We start from the raw sequence: 24,497 nt of genomic DNA, 5'->3' as shown, positions 1-24,497 counted from the left end.
AGGAGCCTCACATGTCCGACATGCTCAACTCCCCCGCTAGCGCCACGCAGCAAGTCCCTGTGGCGGGCGGCTGCGGCTCCGGCAACTGCGCCTGCAAATCACAAGCGCAGGCGCAAGCGCGCGAAAAGACACCCCGCTCCTTCGACGACACCGACTACGGCACGCCCGAACGTCACGCCGACATCGACGTCACGCTCGAAATCGACGGCCTGCCGGTGACGGTGCCGGCCGGCACGTCGGTGATGCGCGCCGCGGTCGAAGCCGGCGTCAACGTGCCGAAGCTGTGCGCGACCGATTCGCTCGAACCGTTCGGCTCGTGCCGTTTGTGCCTCGTCGAAATCGAAGGCAAACGCGGCTATCCGGCGTCGTGCACGACGCCGGTCGAAGCCGGGATGAAAGTGCGCACGCAAACCGACCGTCTGCAATCGTTGCGTCGCAACGTGATGGAGCTGTACATCTCCGATCACCCGCTCGACTGCCTGACCTGCCCCGCCAACGGCGACTGCGAACTGCAGGACATGGCGGGGGTGACCGGCTTGCGCGAAGTGCGTTACGGCTTCGACGGCGCGAATCACCTGAAGGACAAGAAAGACGAATCGAATCCGTACTTCACGTACGACGCGTCGAAGTGCATCGTCTGCAATCGCTGCGTGCGCGCATGCGAAGAAACGCAAGGCACGTTCGCGCTGACGATCGCCGGACGCGGTTTCGAATCGCGCGTCGCCGCGAGCGAAAACCAGCCGTTCATGGAATCGGAATGCGTGTCGTGCGGCGCGTGCGTCGCCGCGTGCCCGACCGCGACGTTGCAGGAAAAGACCGTCATCATGCTCGGCCAGGCCGAGCATTCGGTCGTCACCACGTGCGCGTATTGCGGCGTCGGCTGCTCGTTCAAGGCGGAGATGAAGGGCAACCAGGTCGTGCGGATGGTGCCGCACAAGAACGGCCAGGCGAACGAAGGCCACGCATGCGTGAAGGGCCGCTTCGCATGGGGCTACGCGACGCACAAGGACCGCATCACGAAGCCGATGATCCGCGCAAAGATCACCGACCCGTGGCGCGAAGTGAGCTGGGAAGAAGCGCTCAGTTATGCGGCATCCGAATTCCGCCGCATCCAGGCAAAGCACGGCCGCGATTCGATCGGCGGCATTACGTCGTCGCGTTGCACGAACGAAGAAACCTATCTGGTGCAGAAACTCGTGCGCGCCGCGTTCGGCAACAACAACGTCGACACCTGCGCGCGCGTGTGCCACTCGCCGACCGGCTACGGACTGAAAACGACGCTCGGCGAATCGGCCGGCACGCAGACCTTCGCATCGGTCGACAAAGCCGACGTGATCATGGTGATCGGCGCGAATCCGACCGACGGCCATCCGGTGTTCGGCTCACGCCTGAAACGTCGCGTGCGGCAGGGCGCGAAGCTGATCGTCGTCGACCCGCGCCGCATCGATATCGTCGATACCGCGCACGTGAAGGCGTCGCACCATCTGCAATTGCGGCCGGGCACCAACGTGGCCGTCGTGAACGCGCTGGCCCATGTGATCGTCACCGAAGGGTTGCTGAACGAAGCGTTCATCGCCGAGCGCTGCGACACGCAAGCGTTCGCGCAATGGCGCGATTTCGTCGCGCTGCCGGAGAACGCGCCGGAGGCGACCGAAGCGCTGAGCGGCGTGCCCGCTCAAGCGGTGCGCGAAGCCGCCCGCATCTACGCGACCGGCGGCAACGCGGCAATCTACTACGGCCTCGGCGTCACCGAACATGCGCAAGGCTCGACCACGGTGATGGGCATCGCCAACCTCGCGATGGCGACGGGCAACATCGGCCGTGAAGGCGTGGGCGTGAATCCGCTGCGCGGCCAGAACAACGTGCAGGGTTCGTGCGACATGGGCTCGTTCCCGCACGAACTGCCGGGCTATCGTCACATCAGCGATCCGGTCACGCGCGCGCTGTTCGAGGATGCGTGGAACGTCACGCTGCAACCCGAGCCCGGCCTGCGCATTCCGAACATGTTCGAAGCGGCGCTCGACGGCAGCTTCATGGGTCTTTATTGCCAGGGCGAAGACATCGTCCAGTCCGATCCGAACACGCATCATGTGGCGGCGGCGTTGTCGTCGATGGAATGCATCGTCGTGCAGGACATTTTCCTCAACGAGACCGCGAAGTACGCGCACGTGCTGCTGCCGGGTTCGTCGTTCCTCGAAAAGGACGGCACCTTCACCAATGCCGAGCGCCGCATCTCGCGCGTGCGCAAGGTGATGCCGCCGATTCCGGGCTACGCCGACTGGGAAGTCACGGTGCTGCTCGCCCGCGCGCTCGGTTACGAAATGGACTACACGCACCCGTCGCAGATCATGGATGAGATCGCGCGCCTCACGCCGACGTTCCACGGCGTGTCGTACAGGAAACTCGACGAACTCGGCAGCATTCAGTGGCCGTGCAACGAGCATGCGCCGAACGGCACGCCGACCATGCACATCGACGCGTTCGTGCGCGGCAAGGGCAAGTTCGTGATCACGAAGTTCATCGCGACGCCGGAAAAAGTCACGCGCAAATTCCCGCTGCTGCTCACCACGGGCCGCATCCTGTCGCAGTACAACGTCGGCGCGCAAACACGCCGTACCGAGAACTCGCGCTGGCACGACGAAGACCGCCTGGAGATTCATCCGCACGATGCGGAAGATCGCGGCATCAAGATGGATGACTGGGTCGGCATCGAATCGCGCGCGGGGCAAACCGTGTTGCGCGCGAAGGTGACCGAGCGCATGCAGCCGGGCGTCGTCTATACGACGTTCCACTTCCCCGAATCGGGCGCGAACGTGATCACCACCGACAGTTCCGACTGGGCGACGAATTGCCCCGAGTACAAGGTGACCGCAGTGCAGGTGATGCCGGTCGAACAGCCGTCGCAATGGCAGAAAGACTACTCGCGCTTCAACACCGAGCAGCTCGATCTGTTGAAGAAGCGCGAACTGGCGAACACGACTTCGGGTAAGTGAGGCGAGCCATGGACACGCAGAACCTGATCGACATGGCGAACCGGATCGGCGACTTTTTCGATTCGATGCCGGATCGCGACGAAGCGCTCGACGGTATCGCCGATCACATCCGCCGCTTCTGGGAGCCGCGCATGCGGCGCGCGTTGCTGAAATCGCTCGACCAGCCGGACGCGGGCGGCGTCGCGATGTCGGGCATCGTGCGCGAGGCGGTGCTCAAGCATCGCGAGAGTCTTACGCCGACGGCGCCGGCTACGGTGTAGGCGTCGGTATAGGCGTTGGCATTCCGCTTACGCCACGCGGCCGCCTGACGTGTGCAACGTCAGGCGGCCGTTTTCATTGACAGCGTCGATTGTCGATTACAGCGCGACCGGCTCCGCAAACGTGCCGCCGACCGAGAACCACGACTCGCAGTGCCGCAGCAAGCCGTGCAGATCCGACCCAGTGCGCCCGCGCGCGCTGATGTAGCCGTCCGGCCGCACCAGATAGAACGAAGGCCGCGTGCGCCCATACGACTCGCTCAACGACGGGCCGCCCTCGCCCGTCGTATCGGTCACGCGCCAGATGCGTACCGCGGCCGGCAACAACTTCTCCACTTCCTCCGCCAGACGGTCCAGTTCCGCGTCCGGCGGCGGCGCGTGATTCGCGGCGGGATCGAGCGGAGTCTGGTCGACGGGCAGCGGCGGCACGAGTACGAACAGCGAGAAAAACGCGGGATCGTGCAGATCGAAAATACAGCCGACACCCGGCGCGCGGCCCAACGGTCCATCCACCACGTGCACCAGCGCATCCGGCGCGCGTTCGCCGGCACGCGGACCGCCGTCGAGCACCCGCTCGAGCGTCAACGGACTGCGCCGGTACTGGATCGCCAATTCGCTGATGGTCAGACGCGCCGCGTCGCGCAACGGGCCGAGCGCCGCCAGCACCGGCATCACGCGTTCGCGCAGCAGCTTGAGCGGACCGTGGTCGGCCTCGGCCATCTGCGTGATGAAGCCGGTTTGACGCAGCACGTCGCGCTCGATCGGATGACGTTCCGCGTGATACGTGTCGAGCAGGCGGTCCGGCGCCGCGCCCTTCAGCACGCGGGCGAGCTTCCAGCCGAGATTGAACGCTTCCTGGATACCGGTATTCATCCCTTGCGCACCGGCCGGGCTGTGCACGTGCGCGGCGTCGCCGGCGAGGAAAATGCGGCCGACACGCAGCTTCTCCACCATCCGGCTGTTCAGATGAAAGTACGACGACCACGCAAGGTCCGACACGTCGACCCGTTCCTGCACGCGTCGCGCGATCAAGGCACGGCATTCGTCGAGCGACGGTGGCGGCGCCGTGTTCGACGGCGGCTCGCCAGGTACCGCGGCGGCGAGCGGCGCGCCCATGGCGGCAGGCGGGATCGGCTGATCGGCAATCAGCCGGTGCCGCCCGTGGCCCATCGGAAACAGCGCAACAAGACCCTCGCCGGACGCGAAGATATGGAACTCGTCGTCGGGCCAATCGGTTTCGGCATGCAGATCGGCGAGCAGGAAGGTCTGCTCGAACGTCTTGCCGGCGAAGCTCAACCCCAACCGGTGACGGATCGCGCTATGCGCGCCGTCGGCGGCGATCATGTATGACGGATGCATCGTCTCGGTATGGCCGTCCGCGCGGCGCAGCGTCGCCTGAATGCCGGCCGAGCCCTGCGAAAACATCGTCAGTTCGACGCCGCGTTCGATACTCACGCCGAGTGTCGCGAGGTGCTCGGTCAAAAGACGCTCGGTGACGGACTGCTCGATAAACAGCAGATACGGATAACGCGTATGCAGCGGATCGAAATCGAGCTGCGCGAGACGCATGCCGTTGGAAAAAAGATTGGCGATCCGCGCGCGATGACCGAGCTCGAGAAACGGCCCGATCAGGCGATGCTGCTCGAGCAGTTCGAGCGTGCGCGCCTGAATGCCGATGGCCCGCGAATACGGGTTCGGTTGCAGCGCCTTGTCGATCAGTCGCACGGGGATGTGGGCACGCGCGAGACTCATCGCCGCGGCGAGCCCGGTCGGACCCGCGCCGACGATCAGCACCGGCGACGCATCATGCGAAGCAGCGTCCATGCAGAACTCCGGAGGCAACAGTGCGTTCTAGTGTACGCCGCCGAAATCCGGTGCTACGGTGCGCCGCATCAATCGCGACGTGATTCGCGGCGTCATTGGTGCCGGCCCCGCGCCCGGCCGAATCCGGGTGCGAACCGGCGAGTGTGGGAAAATGCGGCCTTCGCCTCACCGAACTGCCATCCCAGCGTCATGCAACCAGTATTTGATCGCGCTTACGCGGCGCATCGCGACGGCCGCCTCGACGACGCCGAACGCGACTACCGCGCAACGCTCGACAGCAATCCCGCGCACGTCGACGCGCTGCACCTGCTGGGCGTTCTGCGCCACCAGCAGGGCCAGCACGCCGAAGCCGCCGAGCTGGTGCGGCGCGCGGTGAATCTGCGCCCGGAAGACGCCGCGCTGCAGCTGAATCTGGGCAATGCACTGAAAGCGCTGGGCCAGGTCGACGACGCCATCGAACAGTTCCGCAATGCGCTGACGCTCGCGCCGTCGTTCCCGATGGCGCATTACAACCTCGGCAATGCATACGCGACACTCGGCCGTCACGAAGACGCCGCCGACGCGTTCGAGAAGTCGTTGCGCCTGCAACCGAACGACGCATCGTCGCACAACAATCTCGGCAACGCGCTGCATGCGCTCGGCCGTCATACCGACGCGATCGCGTCGTTCCAGCGCGCGCTCGAATTGCGCCCCGGGCATGCGGGCGCGCTCAACAACATGGGCATGTCGCTGAATGCGCTCGATCGCGCGGACGAGGCGATTCCGTGCTTCCAGGCCGCGCTGGCCGCCGAGCGCCGCTTCGTCGCCGCGCACTTCAATCTCGCCAATACGCTCGACGCCACTGGCCGCCACGACGAAGCGGTCGCTTCGTTCCAGGCGGCGCTCGCGCTGCAACCGAATCTGCCGCCGGCGATCTTCGGTCTCGGCAATGCGCTGGCCGCATTGGGACGTCACGCCCAGGCGCTGCCCTACTTCGAGCGCGCCGTCGGGCTAGACCCGCAATTCGCGGTCGCGTGGCTGAGTCTCGGCACCACGCACCAGGCGCTGGGCGCGCATACCGCGGCGGTCCGCGCGTTCGATCAGGCGCTGCGCTTGCGCCCCGACCTTCCGTCCGCACACATGAACCGCGCGCTGGCGTGGCTCGCCCTGCGCGATTTCGCGCGCGGGCTGCCCGAGTACGAATGGCGGCTGCAAACCATGGCCCAGCCGGTCGTGCAGACACTGCCGCGCTGGCACGGCGAGCCGATCGAACAGCGCACGCTGTTCATCCACGCCGAGCAGGGTTTCGGCGACACGCTGCAGTTCGTGCGCTTCGTCCCTCTCGCTGCGCAGCGCGCGGCACGCGTCGTGCTGGAAGTGCAGCCGCAACTGGTGCCGCTGCTTGCGCCCGCCGCGCAGGCGTGGCGCGTGACGCTGATCGCCCAGGGCGCGCCGCGTCCGGCAGCCGACGTGCAATGCCCGTTGCTGAGCTTGCCGCTCGCGCTCGGCACGACCTACGACACGATTCCAGCGCGCACACCGTACCTCAGCGTGCCGGCCGCCTACGGCCGCAAATGGCGCGGCTCGCTGGGCGGTCACGCGAAACGCAAGATCGGTATTGCATGGTCGGGCCGCATCCAGCAGAACGAAAACCGTTCGATGCCGCTCGCCACGCTCGCTCCGCTGTTCGCGCTCGACGGCATCGACTGGATCGTGCTGCAGCCCGAGTTGAGCTCGGCCGAGCGCGCGGCGCTCGATGCGCATCCGCACGCCGGGTCGATTCATCGCTTCGACAAACGGATCGGCGATTTCGCGGACACCGCGGCGATCGTCGAACGGCTCGATGCGGTGGTGTCGATCGATACGTCGATTGCCCACCTCGCCGGCGCGCTCAGAAAACCGCTGTGGCTGATGCTGCCGTTCGCCGCGGACTGGCGCTGGTTCGCCGGCGAGACGCGCAGCATCTGGTATCCGGGCGCGACACTGGTACGTCAGACGCAACCCGGCGCGTGGGACGCGGTGGTCGAGACGGTGGCGAACGAATTGCGGCGCGGGTAGCGTGCGGCAGCGAAAACAGTTGTCTTCGCCGCGCTGCAATAAAAAACCCCCGCGTTCGTGAGAACGCGGGGGTTTTTTGTCAATCCGCTTGCCCTGACCGGACAAGCACAAAACGTCAGGCAACGACCGAACGCACTATGCCGCCCGATACTGATTGCGCGATTCCGGCGTGCGATACAGCACCAGCGTCGCGATCAAACCGCAGATCGCCGCCACGCCGAGGAACAGGCCAGGCGCTGCCTTGTTGCCGGTGGTGTGGATCAGCAGCGTCGAGATGGCCGGCGTGAAACCGCCGATCGTCGTCGCGAGGCTATAGGCCAGCGAGAAGCCGGCGGTGCGCACTTCGACCGGCATCACTTCGGTAAGCGCCACCACCATCGCGCCGTTATAGGAGCCGTACAGGAACGACAGCCACAGTTCGACCGCCAGCAGACGCGCGAACGACGGTTCCGCGACCAGCCATTGCAGCGCCGGGTACGCGGTGATGATGGTGAGGATCGTGAACGCGATCAGCACCGGACGACGGCCGATCCGGTCGGACAATGCGCCCGCGAGCGGCAGCCAGAGCAGGTTCGACAGACCGATACACACGGTGACGACCAGCGTATCGATCGACGACAGCTTCAGCACTTCCTTGCCGAAGGTCGGCGTGTAGGCCGTGATCATGTAGAACGACACGGTGGTCATGATCACCATGCCCATGCCGCCCAGCACGATGCCCCAGTTGGCGGCCATCGTCTTCAGGATCTCGCCCATGGCCGGGTGATGCTTGCGCGCCTTGAACTCCTCGGTTTCCTGCAGCGAACGGCGGATCAGGAACAGGAACGGCACGATCAGACAGCCGATCAGGAACGGCACGCGCCAGCCCCATGCCCCCATCTGGTCGGCCGGCAGCCACTTGTTGAGCAGCACGCCGATCAGCGCGGCGAACACCACGGCAACCTGCTGGCTACCCGATTGCCATGCGCAATAGAAGCCTTTGTTGCCCTTGGTCGCGATTTCCGACAGATACACGGACACGCCACCCAGTTCGACCCCGGCGGAGAACCCTTGCAACAATCGCCCGAACAGCACCAGCACCGGCGCGAGTACGCCGATGGTCGCGTAGCCTGGAATCGCCGCCACCGCGAGCGTGCCGAGCGCCATCAAACCGAGCGTGAGGATCAGGCCTTTGCGCCGGCCGTGATGGTCGATGTAGGCGCCGAGCACGATCGCGCCGAGCGGTCGCACCAGGAAGCCCGCGCCGAACACCGACAGCGACAGCATCAGCGACGCGAATTCGTTACCGCTAGGGAAGTAGGTCTTGGCGATCGCCGAGGCGTAGTAGCCGTAGACCATGAAATCGTACATCTCAAGAAAGTTGCCGCTGACCACGCGGAAGACTGTCTTGACTTTGGATTCCTCGGACGAGGTAGCGTGTGACGCAGTAGACATGACATTCTCTGATGAGCCCATCGCCACGACGAACGCAGCGCTCAGGCAGTTGAAACGATCCACTGCGTTCGGCAAGCGGATGCCGCAGGCGGCATCCATTTGATCGCGCCGGGGGGCGCTGCATTTTCATGCCGAACGTATTGGCGGGGTATCAGGGTAAACGTGGTGAACCGTGCTGGGCCGGCTCCACGTAATGTTACCGGTGATGGCGCTGTCGCGTATTCCCTACAGTTTCATTACAGACGTCGCTGCACGGCCCGTCACGATAGACTTTGCAGCCAGGCACTTTCCGTCGAGCACTTCTCCGATGCACACCACCCGCGCTCTGTCGTTGCGCCCCGCGAGCGCCGCCGATGCCGCGCTGATCGCCTCGATCCACAGCACAAGCTGGCAGGCCACTTATCGCGGCCTGCTGCCCGACTCGTTTCTCGACCGCGAAGTCACGCGGGAACGCGCCGCTTATTGGGACGCGCGTCTGCGCGCGCCGGGCGGCGAGCGCCGCATCGTGCTGATCGCGGAACTGGAGGACGAGCCGGTCGGTTTCGTCTGCGTCGAACGGCAACCCGACTCCGCGTGGGGCGTACTGCTCGACAACCTGCACGCGCTGCCGCAGCACCAGGGCATCGGCGCGGGCAAGCTGCTGATGCGCGCCGCCGAAGACTGGGCACGCGAGCAAGGCGAGACGAAGTTGTACCTCTACGTGCTCGAAGGCAATACGCCGGCTATCCGCTTCTATGAACGGCAAGGCTGGCGGTTCGTCGGCGCCGAGCCCGATCATATGGGCGGCGTGGACATCACTGCGTTGCGTTACGTGTACCGGATGGATCCGGACGATCGGCACGGATGAGTTGTGTCCGGTCCGGCGCGGGCGCAGATCGCCGGACCGCCGCGCACGCTTCGGCGCACGGTTCATATGTTGCTGGACCTTTTCGCGAACTCGACGCTACTTCGGCGTAGTCGGCAAGCCGAACTCGGTCTGCCGCTGCAACTGCATCACCTCACCCTGCACCTGACGCAGTTGCGCCTGCGCCCGCTCCTTGTCCGCATGCAACGCCGCGGCTTCGCCTTGAGTCTGCCGCTGGTAGTCGTCGGCCCTCGCCTGCTGCGTGCGCGCGACGTCGAGGTCGGCCTGCAGGCGCTTCGCCCGGTCCGCGGATAACGCGATGATGTCCGCGATATAAGCGTTTTGCGCGCGCAATTGCGTGCGGCGAATTTCGACATCCGCGAGTTGCACCGTTTGCTGCGCGAAGTCCGCGTAGATCGTTTCAGCGCGGCTCATGTCTTCGGTCTTGATGACCCGCCAGAAATGCTTGTCCTGAAACAGCGCGACGTAGTACGTCATGTCCTGCGGATAGAAGAACAGGCTCGCGCCATAGCTGCCGTTATACGTGGTGCGCAGTTCGCTCAGCTTCGTATCGTGGATCATCTGCATCAGTTCGGCGACATCGCCTTGCGCGGCTTCGCTTTCAGGCGCGGCCAGCACGGAACCGCCATGCTGCAATATCGCGCACGAGGCAGCGAGTAGCACGGCGCGCCGTACTAGTAAGGGGTACTTCATACGTACATGCTCCATGCAAATCCAGAATAGCCGCGGATTATCGCGCGGATCAGCAGTGAAGCGAAGCATTCAGGTACGTTGCGGAAGCACTTTAAATCGAGATAAATCGAAGATCGTGAATTCGGTTAAGCAGACGCGTTTATCTCGTATTACTGACGATACCCGCAACAGGATGAAACCGAGCCGCGCGCGAACCACCGCGGCTCTCACGAAGCAATGACAACGACAAAGACCAAGAGAAAAAATGACTACGCGAGGCACGCCTGTTAGCCGGACGCCACCTCGCGCATGAACACGCATGAACACACAAACCGGAAGAATCAGAACCGCGTTTCGCGCGCCACCCGCAGGAAGGTGTCGAGCAGCGGCGTGCAATCGAGCAATTCGGCACCGCCCGCGCGATGAAACTCCGGATGCCATTGCACGCCCATCACGAACGGCGCGCGCCGATAGCGCACCGCCTCGATGATGCCGTCCGAAGCCGACACCGCCTCGATGTTCAGATCGCGGCCCAGCGTCTTGACCGCCTGATGGTGAATCGAGTTGACGATCGCATCGCGGTGGCCCGGGAACATGTTCTTGAGGGTCGAGCCGTCGGGGAAATGAATCCCGTGCCGATGCTGGTCGTAGTTTTCGTTCACGTGCGCGCCGGCGGTCGGTACATCGGTGGCGATGTCCTGATACAAGGTGCCGCCGAACGCCACGTTGATCAGTTGGCAGCCACGGCACACGCCGAGCACCGGCTTGCCCGACTCGATGAATTCATGCAGCAGCTCGAGCTCGTACATGTCGCGCACGCGGTCGCCCGGCCATTCGGGGCTGCTCGCCTGTTCCGCGTAAGACTGCGGCGACACGTCGGCGCCGCCTTGCAGCAGCAGGCCGTCGAGATGCTTCGCGTAATCGCGCAGGCGGATGTTGCTCGGATGCAGCATCCCCTGATGACCGACGGTCGGGATCATGAACACCAGCACGTCGCGCGACATCACCCAGTGCGCGATCGATTCCTCCAGATACTGCAGCGTCTTGCCGCGCAGCCCCTTCGCCCCCGGCTCGGGATGGAAGATCCGCGCCGACACGCCGATGCGCAACGTGCGCTGCGTGATCCGCTGCCCGGCTCGGTCGAAGATCTGCCGGGCCCGCGCCGCGATGATCCGGCCGAACACAGTCCATGCGGAATCGTTCTGCTTCAGATAACGCGGCGGCGACGGTGGCAATGCGTTAGGCGGCGGCGGATTGGTCGCCGAGAAATCCGGCGCGGCGCCGAAGCCCGGCGGCGGCGAGCCGGACGGGCGCGCTTTCGACGCCGCGGCTTCCTGCTGCGCGGGAGTGTCGTCGGCAACGGCTGTGACTTCGCCGACGCTCGGTTCGCCGGTCTCAGGCGTCATTACATGCGAGACCGGATGAACATCGGTCACATCGGCGGTCATACGCGGACTAACACGCGCCGCCCCACGCGCGGCCTCACGCGCATCCTGCTCACGCGCCGCCGTCTCCTGCTTCGCGGTAGACGCCGCAGCGGAGCTGCGCGCCTCGGCAGCGTCGCGTTGGCGCGCTGTTTGCGGATCGACCGGCGTCACTGCGGACGCGCTGTCCGGGTCGTCGGTCGACGAGCGCACTGCCGCTTCTTCCGCAGACGACGCGACCGTATCCTTGACCGGCGATTGGATGGAATCTTCGTGAGACGGGGGTAATGAAACGACAGGATCCGGCGGCACGGTGCCGGACTTCGGCGCGCCGGGCGTGATGTCGGGCGCCGGAGACCCCGTGGGCGTAGGGGACGAGTTGCCGGGCTGGCCGGCGTTTTCAGGTTTGTTTTCGCTCATGACTGTCAGACAGGCGCCTTCCACGCGAACGAATGAATATGCCCTGATTATCCGCTAGCGGGGGAAGCGCCGCAAACCCGCACACAATTGCTCACATTGTTGCGCCATTGTGCGCAAACCCATCTGACTCAAGGATCCGGCTGTTCCTCGAAAGTTTCACGCAACGCGATCTGCATGGTCGCGTGGATTTTCACGCACCAGCGCCACAGCAGCGCGAGCAGGAGCGCCGCGCAGATCAGCACGACCGTCAGCAGACCGGTGGGCGGCAGAATACTGCCCGAGAGCGCGGCGACCAGCAGAAACACGCCGACCATCGAGACAACCGGCACCAGATCGGAGATCGCATAACGGATCGCGCTGGTGAAGCGCCCCGCCGTCGCCGGCTGCACGCTTACTTCGGCGAGCAGCAGCGCGAGCGACTTGGTCTTGCGGTAGACCGCCACGAGGAACGGCATCGACACGACCAGCGCCACACTCCACAGCACCACGCGCTGCATCGGCTCGGACTTGAGCCAGCGTGCCAGGAAATCGCTGGTGTACGGCGCGCTATACGACACGATCAGGAAAATCGCCGCCACCAGCGCGAGATTGACCGCAATCTGCACGATGATCCGCCGCGTCATGCTGAACAGCGTCGGCTCGCCGGTTCCGGTGCTCAGACTGCGCAGCCACTGCCCATAGGTGCCGAAGACGTTGACCAGCGTGCGCGGCATCGCCTTGCCGAGCCGCCGCGTCAGCGGATCGGCGGCCTGGATCAGATACGGCGTGAACAGCGTGGTCAACGCCGACACGGCGACCGCAATCGGATACAGAAACGCGCTCGTCACCTTCAGCGTGAGGCCGAGCGACGCGATGATGAACGAGAACTCGCCGATCTGCGACACCGTCATGCCGACCCGCATCGCGGTGCGCCCATCCTTACCCGCGAGAAACGTGCCGAGCCCACACGACACGATCTTGCCGACGATCACCGCCACCGTGATCACCGCAATCGGCCACGCGTAGTCGACCAGCACCGCGGGGTTCAGCATCAGCCCGATCGTCACGAAGAAGATCGCGGAGAACGCGTCGCGCAGCGGCGCGATCAGATGCTCGATCCGGCGCAGATGGCGCGATTCGGCCATGATCGCGCCGATCAGGAACGCGCCGAGCGCGATGCTGTAGTCGAGCTTGACGACCAGCAGACAGAAGCCGAAACAGAAGCCGAGCACCGACACCAGCAGCATCTCGTCGCTCTTCGCTTTCGCCACGTAATTCAGCGCGCGCGGCACGAGCAGGATGCCGACCACCAGCGACACCGTCATGAACAGCAGCAGCTTGCCGAGCGTGACGACCGCGACACCCGCGCTCAACTGCCCGGTCTGCGCGATGCCCGAGAGCAGCACGAGCATCGCGATCGCCAGAATGTCCTCGACGATCAGAATCCCGAACACGAGTTGCGCAAAGCTTTCCCGCTTCAACCCCAGATCCGACAGCGCCTTGACGATGATCGTGGTCGACGAGATCGCGAGAATCGCGCCGAGGAACAGCGAGTCCATCGAACTCCAGCCGAACGCGCTGCCGATCTCGTAACCGATCCACAGCATCAGCACGATCTCGGAGAGCGCCGCGACGATCGCCGTCACGCCCACCTTGAAGAGTTTGCGCAGACTGAATTCGAGTCCCAGCGAGAACATCAGGAACACCACGCCGAGCTCGCCGAGCGTCTGGATGGTCTGTTCGTCGTGGATCAACTGGAACGGCGGCGTGTACGGCCCGATGATCACGCCGGCGGCGATGTAGCCCAGCACCACCGGCTGTTTCAGGCGATGGAACAGCACGGTGACGACGCCGGCAAGCGCCATCACGACCGCCAGGTCCTGAATGAAGCCGAGGCCATGATGCATAAGATGCGTCCCTTACAGAAAGTAATGTCTCAAAAACGAAGTGTAACCCACGCGGATGAAGCGGCGCAGCGGGCCACGCCGCCAGCGGACGGGCTTTGCCGGGTTTTCATAGGGCCGTCCGCGCCCACCTTCACCTCGACTTATCCAAAACATTTTTGACACGCTGGACGCCTGTGAAATATCACAATAATATTTACGGAATATTTACCAAGGAGCGAAGTCATGCAGCAGGTGTCTTTCAACGTCGTCGAGCGGTCCGGCAACAGCACCGCGGAGCTCGTCCAGATCGACCGTCTGACGATTGCCGGCTGGGCCGGGCGCGATCAGGCGGCGATCGAGCATCACATCGCCGAACTGGCCGAACTCGGCGTGAAGCGGCCGTCCACCACGCCGTGCTTCTACCGCCTCGGCGCGGAACTGCTGACGCAGGCCGAACAGATCGACGTAGTCGGCGTGAAGTCCAGCGGCGAAGCGGAATGCGTGCTGGTGCGCTCGAACACCGGCTTGCTCGTCAGCATCGGCTCGGATCACACCGACCGCGAAGTCGAGGCATACGGCGTCACCGTCTCCAAACAGGTCTGCCCGAAGCCGGTCGCGCGCGACGCATGGCGTTTCGACGACGTCGCCGGTCATTGGGATCAGCTCGAACTGCGCGCATTCGCCGTGACGAACGACGGCGCACGGCGGATCTATCAGCAAGGCAGCGTCGCCGGGCTGCTGCCCGCCGTCGATCTGCTCGAGCGCGCGCCGCTCGCAGCCGGCGCGGCGATGTTCTGCGGCACGCTCGCGGTGCAGGGCGGCATCGTCGGAATGGCCGACGGCGACGCGCTCGAACTCGAACTGCACGACCCCGTGCTGAACCGCACGCTGCGCCACGCGTATCGCGTGCGCGCGCTACCTATCGTCGAATGAGGCACCCATGAGCTCCCCATCGCTATCCGCCGACGCGGCGTCCGACGCCTCGCTCGAAGCCGCCGCACTGCACAAGATCACGTGGCGCATCATGCCGTTCCTGTTTCTCGTCTACGTGCTGTCGTACCTGGACCGCGTGAACATCGGTTACGCGAAGCTGCAGTTCACCGGCGACCTCGGCCTGTCGAACGCCGCGTACGGACTGGGCGCGGGGATCTTTTTCTTCGGCTATTTCGTGTTCGAAGTGCCGAGCAATCTGTTGCTGAAGAAGTTCGGCGCGCGCGCCACCATCGCCCGCATCACGATGCTGTGGGGTCTGCTGTCGTGCCTGATGATGTTCGTGCGCTCGGAAACGATGTTCTACGTGCTGCGCTTTTTTCTCGGCGTCGCCGAGGCGGGGCTGGTGCCGGGCGTGGTGCTGTATCTGACCTTCTGGTTTCCGTCCGACCGGCGCGCGCGGATGGTCGCCGTGTTCATGGCGGCGATTCCGGTCGCGGGGATCATCGGCGCGCCGTTGTCGGGCTTTTTGATGTCGGCGCTGCATGAAGCGCACGGCCTGCGCGGCTGGCAGTGGATGTTTCTGATCGAAGGGATTCCGTCGATCCTCGCGGGTTTCTGGGCGCTGGCCGTGCTGCGCAACACGCCGGCCGAAGCCGCGTGGCTGACCGACGACGAAAAACGCGTGATTCTCGGCCGTCTCGCTCGCGAAAACGCCGCGGCCGCCGATGCCGGCGCCGAGCACAGTCTGGCCGTGGCTTTGCGCTCGGGCCGCTTCTGGCTGCTCACGCTGATCTACTTCTGCCTCGTCACCGGCAACGCGGGCTTCTCGTTCTGGCTGCCGCAGATCGTCAAGGACCTTGGCGTGACCAATCTCGTCACCAATGGCTTCGTCACCGCGATTCCTTATCTGGCGGCGGGCATCGGGATGATCCTGATCGGCCGTTCGTCGGACGTCACCGGCGAGCGCCGCTGGCACTATGCGGTGTGCTGCTTCATCGGCGCGGCGGGGTTGCTCGGCAGCGCTTCGGTGACGAACTCGATCCCGCTCGCCGTCACCGGCCTGTCGATCGCGTATATCGGCATTCTGGCGGGCTTCGGCATCTTCTGGTCGATGTCGACGACCTTCCTGCAAGGCACCGCGGCCGTCGCCGGGATCGCGGTGATCAACTCGATCGCGAACCTCGCCGGCTACGTGAGTCCGTACGTGCTCGGCATCGTGAAAGACGCGACCCATAGCGTGACGCTCGGGCTGGTGCTGATCGCGGGCGCGCTGATCGTCGGCGGGCTGGTCACGCTGATGATGCCGCGCGTGAAAGTGCAGCATGCGGCGGCGGTCGCGCCGAGCCGCGCTTGATGTGATGCGCGCCCCGCGCCGGGCGCGCAAATCCTTGCTCTACAATGCGGACGACATCCGTCCGCCCCTTTTTCACATGACGCTTTCGCAGACTGCAAGCCCTTCGAAGTCCCTCCGCGCGACCGCTTCCGCCAGCCTGGCCGAGCAGGCCTACGAGTTCGTCAAGCGCGAGATCATCACGATGCGCCTGCGGCCGAGCGAGGTGCTCAACGAAGCGGAACTGATGACGCTGACCGGCATCGGCCGCACGCCGGTTCATCAGGCGCTGCATCGGCTGGTGCACGAAGGGATGCTGACCATCATGCCGAGGAAGGGCATCATGGTCCGCCCGGTTTCGCTCGACGACGTGCTGGCGATCATCGACGTGCGGCTCGTCAACGAAAGCTACTGCGTCGAGCTGGCCGCGCGCCACGCGCAGCAGCACGATTACGACACGATGCAGGCGCTGCTCGCGCGCTCGGCGGTGTGCGTCGCCGCGCACGACATCGAAGGCATGATGGATATCGACCGCGAATTTCATCTGGCGATCTCGGCCGCGTCGCGCAACCCGGTGCTGGCCGACATCCTGCGCGGTCTGCATGAGCGCTCGCTGCGCTTCTGGTTCATTTCGCTGTCCGAGCCGCATCATCTCGAAGACGTCCACGAAGAACACCTCGAACTGTTTCACCTGCTGCGCGAACGCGATGCCGAAGGCGCCCGTCGATCGGTGCAAAAGCATATCGAAGCGTTCCGCGCGACCGTATTCAACCGGATCTGAGCGAACCCGCGCATAGCCCGACCATCCGCAAATCGTTCTGTCATTCCATCGCCGTTCAACCACCGGATTCCCACCGACATCATGGCCACCGAATTCACGCCCTTCCCGCCGCTCGCCCAGCTTGCCGCCGATCTCGGCGCCGGCCGCACCACCAGCCGCGCGCTCGTCGAAACCGCGCTCGAACGGATCGCCGATCCGGCCAGCCAGGGCGCGGTCGCCTTCATGCACGTCGACGCCGACAGCGCCCGCGCCGCCGCCGATGCGCACGACCGCCTGCGCGCCGCCGGCACGGTGTTGTCGCCGCTCGCCGGAATTCCGGTGTCGGTGAAGGACCTGTTCGACATCGAAGGCCAGCCGACCCGCGCGGGCTCCGTGGTGCTGGCCGACGCGCCCGCCGCGAAAGCCGACGCGATTGCGGTCGCGCGCCTGAAGCGGGCCGGCGCGGTGATCGTCGGTCGCACCAACATGAGCGAGTTCGCGTTCTCCGGGCTCGGCCTGAACCCGCACTACGGCCATCCGCTGTCGCCGTACCGGCGCGGCGTGACGGGCGACGAGCGGATTTCCGGCGGGTCGTCGTCGGGCGCGGCGGCTTCGGTCGCGGACGGCATGGCCGCCATCGCGCTCGGCACCGACACCGGCGGCTCGATCCGCATCCCGGCCGCGCTGTGCGGCCTGACCGGCTTCAAGCCGACCGCCGCGCGCATCCCGAAGCAAGGCGGCGTGCCGCTTTCGAGCACACTCGATTCGTTCGGACCGATCGGCGTTTCGGTCGCGTGCTGCGCGCTGGTCGACCGGATGCTGGCCGGGCTCGAACCGCGCGTGCCGGCGGCCCGGCCGCTGGAAGGCGTGCGCCTCGGCGTGCTGACGAACTACGTGACCGACGGCGTGGAGCCGGCGGTGGCCGCGGCGATCGAATCGGCGTTGAAGCATCTGGAAGCGGCCGGCGCGATCGTCAGCGAAGTGCGTTTCGCGCCGCTCGACCGTCTGCCGGAGATCAACCGCTTCGGCTTTTCGCCGATCGAGGCGTATGCGTGGCACCGGCCGTTGCTGGACAAGCACCGCGAACAGTACGACCCGCGCGTGCTGGTGCGCATCCTCAAAGGCCAGCCGGCCAGCGCGGTGGACTATCTGGATCTGCTCGCCGAGCGGCAAGCGATGCTCGACGAAGCGGCCCGCACGCTGTGGCAGCGTTTCGACGCCGTGGTCGCACCGACCGTGCCGGTGGTGCCGCCGCGCGTAGCGGACCTGATCGACGACGACGATGCGTTCGGCCGCACCAACGCATTGATCCTGCGCAATCCGAGCGCATTCAATTTCCTCGACACCTGCGCGCTGTCGCTGCCTTGCCATCTGCGCGGCGAAGCGCCGGTGGGCCTGATGCTGGCCAGCGCGCCGCATGCGGACGACGCGCTGCTCGCGATCGGCCGCGGCGCCGAAGCGGTGCTCAACGCGATCCGGTGAACAGCCGTGGAGCGGGGGCCGGAAGCCCGGCGGGCGGCCCCGCTCGCCGCGGCTTAAAGCGATAAGCGACGGAGCGAAGGTTCGCGCTAGAATCGCGGGCACCCGCCCTTTCCGGCCCTTTCCGTTTATCGACAGCCACACACGATCCATGAATAACGACGATGCAATGCTGCGCCGCGAGCGCTCCCTGCTGGTTTTGCTCGGCCTGATCTGCATCGCGCTGGTGGCCGGCGCGCTGTATCTGCAATACGGCTTGCACGAAGACCCGTGCCCGCTGTGCATCATCCAGCGCTATTTCTTCCTGCTGATCGCGATTTTTGCGTTCCTCGGCGCCCGCTTCGACAACTGGCGCGGCGTGCGTCTGCTGGAAGTGCTGGCGGCGTTGTCGGCGCTGGGCGGCATCGTGACGGCCGCGCGGCACGTGTATGTGCAGGCGCATCCGGGCTTCAGTTGCGGGTTCGACGCGCTTCAGCCGATCGTCGACAGCCTGCCGCCGGCTCATTGGCTGCCGGGCGTGTTCAAGGTCGCGGGGCTGTGCGAAACGCCTTATCCGCCGATTCTGGGTCTGTCGTTGCCGACGTGGTCGCTGATCGCGTTCGTCGTCGCGTTCGTGCCGCTCGCGCTTAGCCTCAACCGTAATCGCCGCCGGATCGCCTGAGCGCGGAATTCATGCTTCGACGGGCGGCAGTGCGGCTTTGGCCGCGCTGCCGCCCGAGCGGCGCCCCGATCAGGGTCCAGATCCGCTTCGATCCGCCGTTCCTAGCCGTTCGCTCGCGCGTTCTACCGTTTTTCTCCCGCTTTCCGCCCCTTCTCCTTCCCCTTCTCCAACGCAACTTCCCGCCTTTGCGCGAATCGTACCTATCTCATGACCGCTCGCGAATAAGCTTCATGCGAGTTGGGAAATGTTTTCGAGATAAGGTGATGCTATCTTCCGATATGGATGGCGATCTACGTGCGCGAGGCCGGCTTCGGCGCGACCCCATGCGTAACGCGCGCCCGGTCCGCACTGTCTTCTGGATTCGCCATGACATCGCAAACCATCCGTTTTTATCGCCAGGGGTCCGTCCGTGAAGTGGCGGGCGTGCCGGCGTCGCGCACCGTGCTTCAGCACCTGCGCGAGGATGAGCATTGCACGGGCACCAAGGAAGGTTGCGCGGAAGGCGACTGCGGCGCCTGCACGGTCGTCGTCGGAGAACTCGACGCTCAGGGCCGGCTCGCGCTGAAAGCGGTCAACGCCTGCATCCAGTTCCTGCCCACTCTCGACGGTAAAGCGCTCTTCACCGTCGAAGACCTGCGCGCCGCCGACGGCGCGCTGCATCCGGTGCAACAGGCGATGGTCGATTGCCACGGCTCGCAGTGCGGTTTCTGCACGCCGGGCTTCGTGATGTCGATGTGGGCGCTGTACGAAAACCAGCCGGCCGCCGCCGGCCTGCCCACCCGCGACGAAATCAACGCCGCGCTGTCCGGCAATCTGTGCCGCTGCACCGGTTACCGGCCGATCGTCGATGCGTCGCAGAAAATGTTCGACTATTCGCACTACCCGCGCGTCACGCTGGACCGCGCGGCGCTCGCCGACACACTGCGCGAGATCCGCCGCCGCGACACCTTCGAATACAGCGCGGCCGATGCGCGCGGCGCCGCGTTCGGCTCGCCGACCTTCCACGCACCCATCACGCTCGACGCCTTCGCGCAACTCCGCGCCGCCCGGCCGCAAGCCCGGCTGCTCGCCGGCAGCACCGACGTCGGCCTGTGGGTCACCAAGCAGTTTCGCGATCTCGGCGACATTCTGTATATCGGCAACGTCGCCGAATTGAAGACGATCGCGCGCGACGCGCAGACGCTGACCATCGGCGCCGCCGTCACACTGGAGGACGCGTACGCGGCACTGGCCGCCGACTACCCCGAGCTGGCCGAATTGTGGACGCGCTTCGCGTCGCTGCCGATCCGCAACGCCGGCACGCTCGGCGGCAACGTCGCGAACGGCTCGCCGATCGGCGATTCGATGCCTGCTCTGCTCGCGCTCGGCGCCGAAGTCGTGCTGCGGCACGGCGCGAAAAGCCGCACGCTGCCGCTCGACGCGTTCTACGTCGGCTATCAGAAGACCGCGCTCGCGGCCGGCGAATTCGTCGCGGCGCTGCGCGTGCCGCGTCCGGTGGGCAAGCTGCGGTTTCGCACCTACAAGGTATCGAAGCGCTACGACCAAGACATCTCCGCGGTGTGCGCGGCGTTCGCGCTGCACCTCGACGAACACGGCACGATCGAAGCCGCGCGCATCGCGTTCGGCGGGATGGCGGCCACGCCGCAGCGCGCAGCACGAACCGAAGCGGCGCTCACCGGCGCGACATGGGACGACAGCACCGCGCGGCAAGCGATGAACGCGCTCGTCGCGGATTATCAGCCGCTCACCGATATGCGCGCGTCGAGTGCTTATCGGCTGAAAGTCGCGCGTAACCTGCTGTGGCGCTTTCACCTCGAAACACGCGACGACGCCCCGCTCGCGTTGCTCGACGTGAATGCATTCGCGTTCGAAGCGGGCGCGGCGGAAGCGGCCGTCGCGAAGGAGTCGCCATGAACCGGACCGATGCGTTCGTCGCACAACGCGCGACGCCCACCGCGGAGCGAACCGACGAGCTTGTTGCAAACCAGCGCCACGCGAACCTCGACGCAGCGATCGGCCTCTCCTCGCCGCACGAATCGGCCGCGCTGCACGTGAGCGGCGAAGCCACCTACACCGACGACATCCCCGAATTGCACGGCACGCTGCACGCCGCGCTGGGGCTTTCGCGGCACGCGCATGCAAAGATCGTGTCGATCGATCTGAGCGCCGTGAGGAAAGCGCCAGGCGTGATCGCGGTGCTGACCGCCGAAGACATCCCCGGTGAGAACAACTGCGGCCCGGTGCTGCACGACGATCCGATTCTCGCCGCCGACGAAGTGCTGTACCTCGGCCAACCCGTATTCGCGGTGATCGCCGAAAGCCACGAACTCGCGCGCCGCGCCGCCGCGTTGGCGAAAAGCGACGACGTGATCCGCTACGAACCGCTCGCAGCGATCCTCACGCCTGCCGAAGCGAAAGCCGCGAAGCAGTTCGTGCTGCCGCCGCTGCATCTGACGCGCGGCGAACCCGCTGCGAAAATCGCCGCCGCACCGCATCGGATCAGCGGCACCTTCGAAGTGGGCGGCCAGGAGCAGTTCTATCTCGAAGGGCAAATCGCCTACGCGGTGCCCAAAGAAATGGACGGCATGCTGGTCTACAGTTCGACGCAGCATCCAAGCGAAATGCAGCAGGTGGTCGCGCATATGCTCGACTGGCCCGCGCACAACGTGATCTGCGAATGCCGGCGCATGGGCGGCGGCTTCGGCGGCAAGGAATCGCAATCGGCGCTGTTCGCGTGCGTTGCGTCGCTCGCGGCGAAACTGCTGCGCCGCCCGGTCAAGCTGCGCGCCGACCGCGACGACGACTTCATGATCACCGGCAAGCGCCACGACGCGGTCTACGAATACGAAGCGGGCTTCGACGACACCGGCCGCATCCTCGGCGCACGCGTGGAAATCGCGCTGCGCGCGGGCTATTCCGCCGACCTGTCCGGCGCGGTCGCCACGCGCGCCGTCTGTCACTTCGATAACGCGTACTACCTGTCCGACGTCGACATCGTCGCGCTGTGCTGCAAAACCAACACGCAATCGAACACCGCGTTTCGCGGCTTCGGCGGACCGCAAGGCGCACTCGTGATGGAAGTGATGCTCGACGGCATTGCGCGTCAATTGCAGCGCGATCCGCTCGACGTGCGGCTCGCGAATTACTACGGCGTCGGCGAGCGCGACACCACGCCGTACGGCCAGAAGGTCGAGGACAACATCATCGCGCCGCTGACCGACGAGCTGCTCGCGTCCAGCAACTACCGCGCGCGCCGCGCCGCACTGGCCGCATTCAACGCGACAAGTCCGGTGCTCAAACGCGGCCTTGCGTTCTCGCCCGTGAAGTTCGGCATCTCGTTCAACGTGCCGTTCCTGAATCAGGCCGGCGCGCTGGTGCACGTGTACAAGGACGGCTCCGTGCTCGTCAATCACGGCGGCACCGAAATGGGCCAGGGGCTCAACACGAAAGTCGCGCAGGTGGTTGCCAACGAGTTGGGGTTGAAGCTGTCGCGTGTGCGAGTGACGGCCGCCGACACGTCGAAGATCGCGAACACCTCGGCGACCGCCGCCTCTACCGGCAGCGACCTGAACGGCAAGGCCGCCGAAGCCGCCGCGCGCACGATCCGCAACCGGCTCGCCGAACTCGCCGCGAAGCAACTCGGCGGCGCCGCTCACGACGTGCAATTCGAGCACGGCGAGGTGTCCGTGAACGGCGGCGCGATGCCGTTCGAGCAACTGGTGGGCGCAGCGTACCTCGCGCGCGTGCAGTTGTGGTCGGACGGTTTTTACACGACGCCGAAAGTGCATTGGGACGCGAAAACGCTGACCGGTCACCCGTTTTATTATTTCGCGTACGGCGCGGCCGTCTCCGAAGTCGTGATCGATACGTTAACCGGCGAATGGAAACTGGTGCGCGCGGACGTGCTGCACGACGCCGGCCAGTCGATCAATCCGGCGATCGATATCGGCCAGATAGAAGGCGGCTTCATTCAGGGGATGGGCTGGCTCACTACCGAGGAACTGTGGTGGAACCGCGATGGCCGTCTGATGACGCATGCGCCGTCCACCTACAAGATTCCCGCGGTGAGCGACACGCCCGCCGCGTTTCACGTGCAGCTCTATCGAAACCGCAACGCCGAGCCAACCGTGTTCCATTCGAAGGCGGTCGGCGAGCCGCCGCTGCTGCTGCCGTTTTCGGTGTTTCTCGCGATTCGCGACGCAATCGCAGCCGCGGTGCCAGATGCGGACGAAGCGCCGGCGCTGCGCGCACCGGCCACGCCGGAGGCGATCCTCGACGCGCTGGAAGCGTTGCAAACGCCGCCCTCCGATGGACATCGGCACAGCGCTGAACAAAGCACTGAGAACTGCGCCGGGCACGGCACTCAGCACAGCAAAGCGACGCCCACGAACGCGTCACCTCGCACTCAACCGGCCGCACGGACACCCCGCGCGGCCACGTATGGAGAACCGCCGGATGCAAGCCTGGCTACCTGACCTGCAACAACTGCTCGCGCACGGCGACGCCGCCGTGCTGGTGACGGTCGCGCGCGTCGAAGGTTCGGCGCCTCGCGAGGCCGGCACCAAGATGATCGTCACGCGCGAGTCGGCGAAACACACGATCGGCGGCGGCCACCTCGAATGGAAAGCGATCGAGACCGCGCGCCAGGTGCTGCGCGACGGGATGCGCTCGCCGCATATGCGACGGCTCGAACGTTTCGCGCTCGGCCCCAGTCTCGGCCAATGCTGCGGCGGCGCGGTGATTCTCGCGTTCGAGCGGCTCGACATCGGCGATCTCGGCTGGATCACGTCGCTCGCGAAGCGCGTGGCCGCGGGCCAATCGACGGTGCGTAGCGTATCATTCGGCCCCGCACCGGATGCGGTGATGCTGTCCGACCCCGAGCCGGGTGTCGAGACCGCCGACTGCCTGCTGTGGGACGGCGCCGGTTTCGCCGACAGCGGCGCGCTGCTCACCGAGACGATCGCACCGGGCGACTTCCACGTCGTGCTGTTCGGCGCCGGTCATGTGGGCGCGGCGCTGGTGCGCGTGCTCGCCACGTTGCCGTGCACCGTGCGCTGGGTCGACGAACGCGACGCGCAGTTTCCGCCTCTGGAAACGCTGCATGCGCCGAACGTGAAGATCGACCCGAACGACGCGCCCGACGAAGCAATCGACCAGGCCGCGCCGCACACGTACTTCATCGTGATGACGCACAACCATGCGCTCGACCTCGAACTCGCCGAGCGCATTCTGCGGCGCGGCGATTTCGCGTTCTTCGGGATGATCGGCTCGCATAGCAAACGCAAGCAATTCGAGCATCGGCTCGCCGCACGCGGCATCGATCCGTCGCAGATCGCGCGAATGAAGTGCCCGCTCGGCGTGGACGGCATCGTCGACAAATCGCCGGAGATCATAGCGGTCTCGGCGGCCGCGCAGGTGTTGCAGGCCGTGGAGGCGAACGCGGGCGCGCGCACGGCGCAGACGGTCTGATTTGCCGCACAATCGGTCTGCTGCGCCAGTCGCGCACCGGTACGGCATTCCTTCCGGCATCCAGCATCCGACTT

17 protein-coding genes are annotated in these 24,497 nt (G+C 65.6%); 12 read left to right on the top strand and 5 right to left on the bottom strand.

Annotated elements, in window-relative coordinates; all coding sequences use genetic code 11:
* Positions 1-11 precede the first annotated feature (11 nt).
* A complete protein-coding gene (fdhF, locus tag PQQ51_RS05295) occupies positions 12-2,993 on the top strand; it encodes a formate dehydrogenase subunit alpha (RefSeq protein ID WP_408495394.1) in 2,982 nt (993 codons plus the stop codon).
* A gap of 8 nt (positions 2,994-3,001) precedes the next feature.
* Positions 3,002-3,253 carry a formate dehydrogenase subunit delta gene (locus tag PQQ51_RS05290; RefSeq protein ID WP_408495393.1) on the top strand — a complete coding sequence of 84 codons (252 nt, stop codon included), beginning with the start codon at positions 3,002-3,004 and terminating at the stop codon, positions 3,251-3,253.
* A 96-nt stretch (positions 3,254-3,349) separates the two neighbouring features.
* Here PQQ51_RS05290 and PQQ51_RS05285 read toward each other — a convergent pair whose 3' ends face one another.
* On the bottom strand, positions 3,350-5,074 hold the full coding sequence (locus tag PQQ51_RS05285; protein ID WP_408495392.1) for an FAD-dependent monooxygenase: 1,725 nt from the start codon (positions 5,072-5,074) through the stop codon (positions 3,350-3,352).
* A 189-nt stretch (positions 5,075-5,263) separates the two neighbouring features.
* Between PQQ51_RS05285 and PQQ51_RS05280 the strand changes: the two genes are divergently transcribed.
* Positions 5,264-7,111, top strand: a complete 1,848-nt coding sequence (locus tag PQQ51_RS05280) for a tetratricopeptide repeat protein (protein ID WP_408495391.1) — start codon at positions 5,264-5,266, stop codon at positions 7,109-7,111.
* A gap of 135 nt (positions 7,112-7,246) precedes the next feature.
* Here the strand turns inward: PQQ51_RS05280 and PQQ51_RS05275 are convergent, their stop codons facing one another.
* The gene (locus tag PQQ51_RS05275; RefSeq protein ID WP_408495390.1) at positions 7,247-8,545 is read right to left on the bottom strand and encodes an MFS transporter; all 1,299 of its coding nucleotides are present in this window, start codon (positions 8,543-8,545) and stop codon (positions 7,247-7,249) included.
* Positions 8,546-8,852: 307 nt separating this feature from the next.
* Here PQQ51_RS05275 and PQQ51_RS05270 point away from each other — a divergent pair, with 307 nt between their 5' ends.
* On the top strand, positions 8,853-9,392 hold the full coding sequence (locus PQQ51_RS05270; RefSeq protein ID WP_408495388.1) for a GNAT family N-acetyltransferase: 540 nt from the start codon (positions 8,853-8,855) through the stop codon (positions 9,390-9,392).
* 96 nt (positions 9,393-9,488) lie between these two features.
* Here the strand turns inward: PQQ51_RS05270 and PQQ51_RS05265 are convergent, their stop codons facing one another.
* The 3 genes from PQQ51_RS05265 to PQQ51_RS05255 all read right to left on the bottom strand — a co-directional run bounded on the left by PQQ51_RS05265 (position 9,489) and on the right by PQQ51_RS05255 (position 13,812).
* A complete protein-coding gene (locus tag PQQ51_RS05265; protein ID WP_408495387.1) occupies positions 9,489-10,103 on the bottom strand; it encodes a DUF2968 domain-containing protein in 615 nt (204 codons plus the stop codon).
* Positions 10,104-10,423: 320 nt separating this feature from the next.
* Entirely contained in the window at positions 10,424-11,926 is a 1,503-nt protein-coding gene (locus PQQ51_RS05260) for a gamma-glutamyl-gamma-aminobutyrate hydrolase family protein (RefSeq protein ID WP_408495386.1), read from the bottom strand.
* Positions 11,927-12,054: 128 nt separating this feature from the next.
* Positions 12,055-13,812 carry a cation:proton antiporter gene (locus PQQ51_RS05255; RefSeq protein WP_408495385.1) on the bottom strand — a complete coding sequence of 586 codons (1,758 nt, stop codon included), beginning with the start codon at positions 13,810-13,812 and terminating at the stop codon, positions 12,055-12,057.
* A 222-nt stretch (positions 13,813-14,034) separates the two neighbouring features.
* Here PQQ51_RS05255 and PQQ51_RS05250 point away from each other — a divergent pair, with 222 nt between their 5' ends.
* From PQQ51_RS05250 to xdhC, 8 genes are all read left to right on the top strand, one after another.
* Positions 14,035-14,724: a DUF2848 domain-containing protein gene (locus tag PQQ51_RS05250; RefSeq protein WP_408495384.1), complete on the top strand. Its 690-nt coding sequence runs from the start codon at positions 14,035-14,037 to the stop codon at positions 14,722-14,724.
* Between the two features lie 7 nt (positions 14,725-14,731).
* Positions 14,732-16,078, top strand: a complete 1,347-nt coding sequence (locus PQQ51_RS05245; protein WP_408495383.1) for an MFS transporter — start codon at positions 14,732-14,734, stop codon at positions 16,076-16,078.
* A 76-nt stretch (positions 16,079-16,154) separates the two neighbouring features.
* Complete coding sequence (locus PQQ51_RS05240) at positions 16,155-16,835, top strand: GntR family transcriptional regulator (protein WP_408495703.1); 681 nt, start codon at positions 16,155-16,157, stop codon at positions 16,833-16,835.
* Positions 16,836-16,916: 81 nt separating this feature from the next.
* Entirely contained in the window at positions 16,917-18,296 is a 1,380-nt protein-coding gene (locus PQQ51_RS05235) for an amidase (protein WP_408495381.1), read from the top strand.
* Positions 18,297-18,444: 148 nt separating this feature from the next.
* A complete protein-coding gene (locus PQQ51_RS05230; protein WP_408495379.1) occupies positions 18,445-18,954 on the top strand; it encodes a disulfide bond formation protein B in 510 nt (169 codons plus the stop codon).
* Positions 18,955-19,320: 366 nt separating this feature from the next.
* Complete coding sequence (gene xdhA / locus PQQ51_RS05225) at positions 19,321-20,868, top strand: xanthine dehydrogenase small subunit (protein WP_408495377.1); 1,548 nt, start codon at positions 19,321-19,323, stop codon at positions 20,866-20,868.
* The gene (xdhB, locus tag PQQ51_RS05220; RefSeq protein WP_408495375.1) at positions 20,865-23,429 is read left to right on the top strand and encodes a xanthine dehydrogenase molybdopterin binding subunit; all 2,565 of its coding nucleotides are present in this window, start codon (positions 20,865-20,867) and stop codon (positions 23,427-23,429) included. The genes xdhA and xdhB overlap by 4 nt, the downstream gene beginning before the upstream one ends.
* Complete coding sequence (gene xdhC / locus PQQ51_RS05215; RefSeq protein ID WP_408495372.1) at positions 23,410-24,423, top strand: xanthine dehydrogenase accessory protein XdhC; 1,014 nt, start codon at positions 23,410-23,412, stop codon at positions 24,421-24,423. Before xdhB ends, xdhC begins: the two co-directional genes overlap by 20 nt.
* Positions 24,424-24,497 lie beyond the last annotated feature (74 nt).

Source organism: Paraburkholderia xenovorans, assembly GCF_046030735.1.
Lineage (GTDB): Bacteria > Pseudomonadota > Gammaproteobacteria > Burkholderiales > Burkholderiaceae > Paraburkholderia > Paraburkholderia xenovorans_A.
The sequence above is the reverse complement of the archived record's forward strand: the minus strand, read 5'-3'. Positions and strand labels throughout refer to the sequence as shown.

What these genes read in the sequence shown, in the direction of transcription:
- fdhF (WP_408495394.1), top strand. Translation starts at nt 12, where the DNA reads ATGTCCGACATGCTCAACTCCCCCGCTAGCGCCACGCAGCAAGTCCCT.
- PQQ51_RS05245 (WP_408495383.1), top strand. Translation starts at nt 14,732, where the DNA reads ATGAGCTCCCCATCGCTATCCGCCGACGCGGCGTCCGACGCCTCGCTC.
- PQQ51_RS05255 (WP_408495385.1), bottom strand. Translation starts at nt 13,812, where the DNA reads ATGCATCATGGCCTCGGCTTCATTCAGGACCTGGCGGTCGTGATGGCG.
- PQQ51_RS05275 (WP_408495390.1), bottom strand. Translation starts at nt 8,545, where the DNA reads ATGTCTACTGCGTCACACGCTACCTCGTCCGAGGAATCCAAAGTCAAG.
- PQQ51_RS05235 (WP_408495381.1), top strand. Translation starts at nt 16,917, where the DNA reads ATGGCCACCGAATTCACGCCCTTCCCGCCGCTCGCCCAGCTTGCCGCC.
- PQQ51_RS05290 (WP_408495393.1), top strand. Translation starts at nt 3,002, where the DNA reads ATGGACACGCAGAACCTGATCGACATGGCGAACCGGATCGGCGACTTT.
- PQQ51_RS05285 (WP_408495392.1), bottom strand. Translation starts at nt 5,074, where the DNA reads ATGGACGCTGCTTCGCATGATGCGTCGCCGGTGCTGATCGTCGGCGCG.
- PQQ51_RS05270 (WP_408495388.1), top strand. Translation starts at nt 8,853, where the DNA reads ATGCACACCACCCGCGCTCTGTCGTTGCGCCCCGCGAGCGCCGCCGAT.
- PQQ51_RS05280 (WP_408495391.1), top strand. Translation starts at nt 5,264, where the DNA reads ATGCAACCAGTATTTGATCGCGCTTACGCGGCGCATCGCGACGGCCGC.
- xdhA (WP_408495377.1), top strand. Translation starts at nt 19,321, where the DNA reads ATGACATCGCAAACCATCCGTTTTTATCGCCAGGGGTCCGTCCGTGAA.
- PQQ51_RS05260 (WP_408495386.1), bottom strand. Translation starts at nt 11,926, where the DNA reads ATGAGCGAAAACAAACCTGAAAACGCCGGCCAGCCCGGCAACTCGTCC.
- PQQ51_RS05250 (WP_408495384.1), top strand. Translation starts at nt 14,035, where the DNA reads ATGCAGCAGGTGTCTTTCAACGTCGTCGAGCGGTCCGGCAACAGCACC.
- xdhB (WP_408495375.1), top strand. Translation starts at nt 20,865, where the DNA reads ATGAACCGGACCGATGCGTTCGTCGCACAACGCGCGACGCCCACCGCG.
- PQQ51_RS05230 (WP_408495379.1), top strand. Translation starts at nt 18,445, where the DNA reads ATGAATAACGACGATGCAATGCTGCGCCGCGAGCGCTCCCTGCTGGTT.
- PQQ51_RS05265 (WP_408495387.1), bottom strand. Translation starts at nt 10,103, where the DNA reads ATGAAGTACCCCTTACTAGTACGGCGCGCCGTGCTACTCGCTGCCTCG.
- xdhC (WP_408495372.1), top strand. Translation starts at nt 23,410, where the DNA reads ATGCAAGCCTGGCTACCTGACCTGCAACAACTGCTCGCGCACGGCGAC.
- PQQ51_RS05240 (WP_408495703.1), top strand. Translation starts at nt 16,155, where the DNA reads ATGACGCTTTCGCAGACTGCAAGCCCTTCGAAGTCCCTCCGCGCGACC.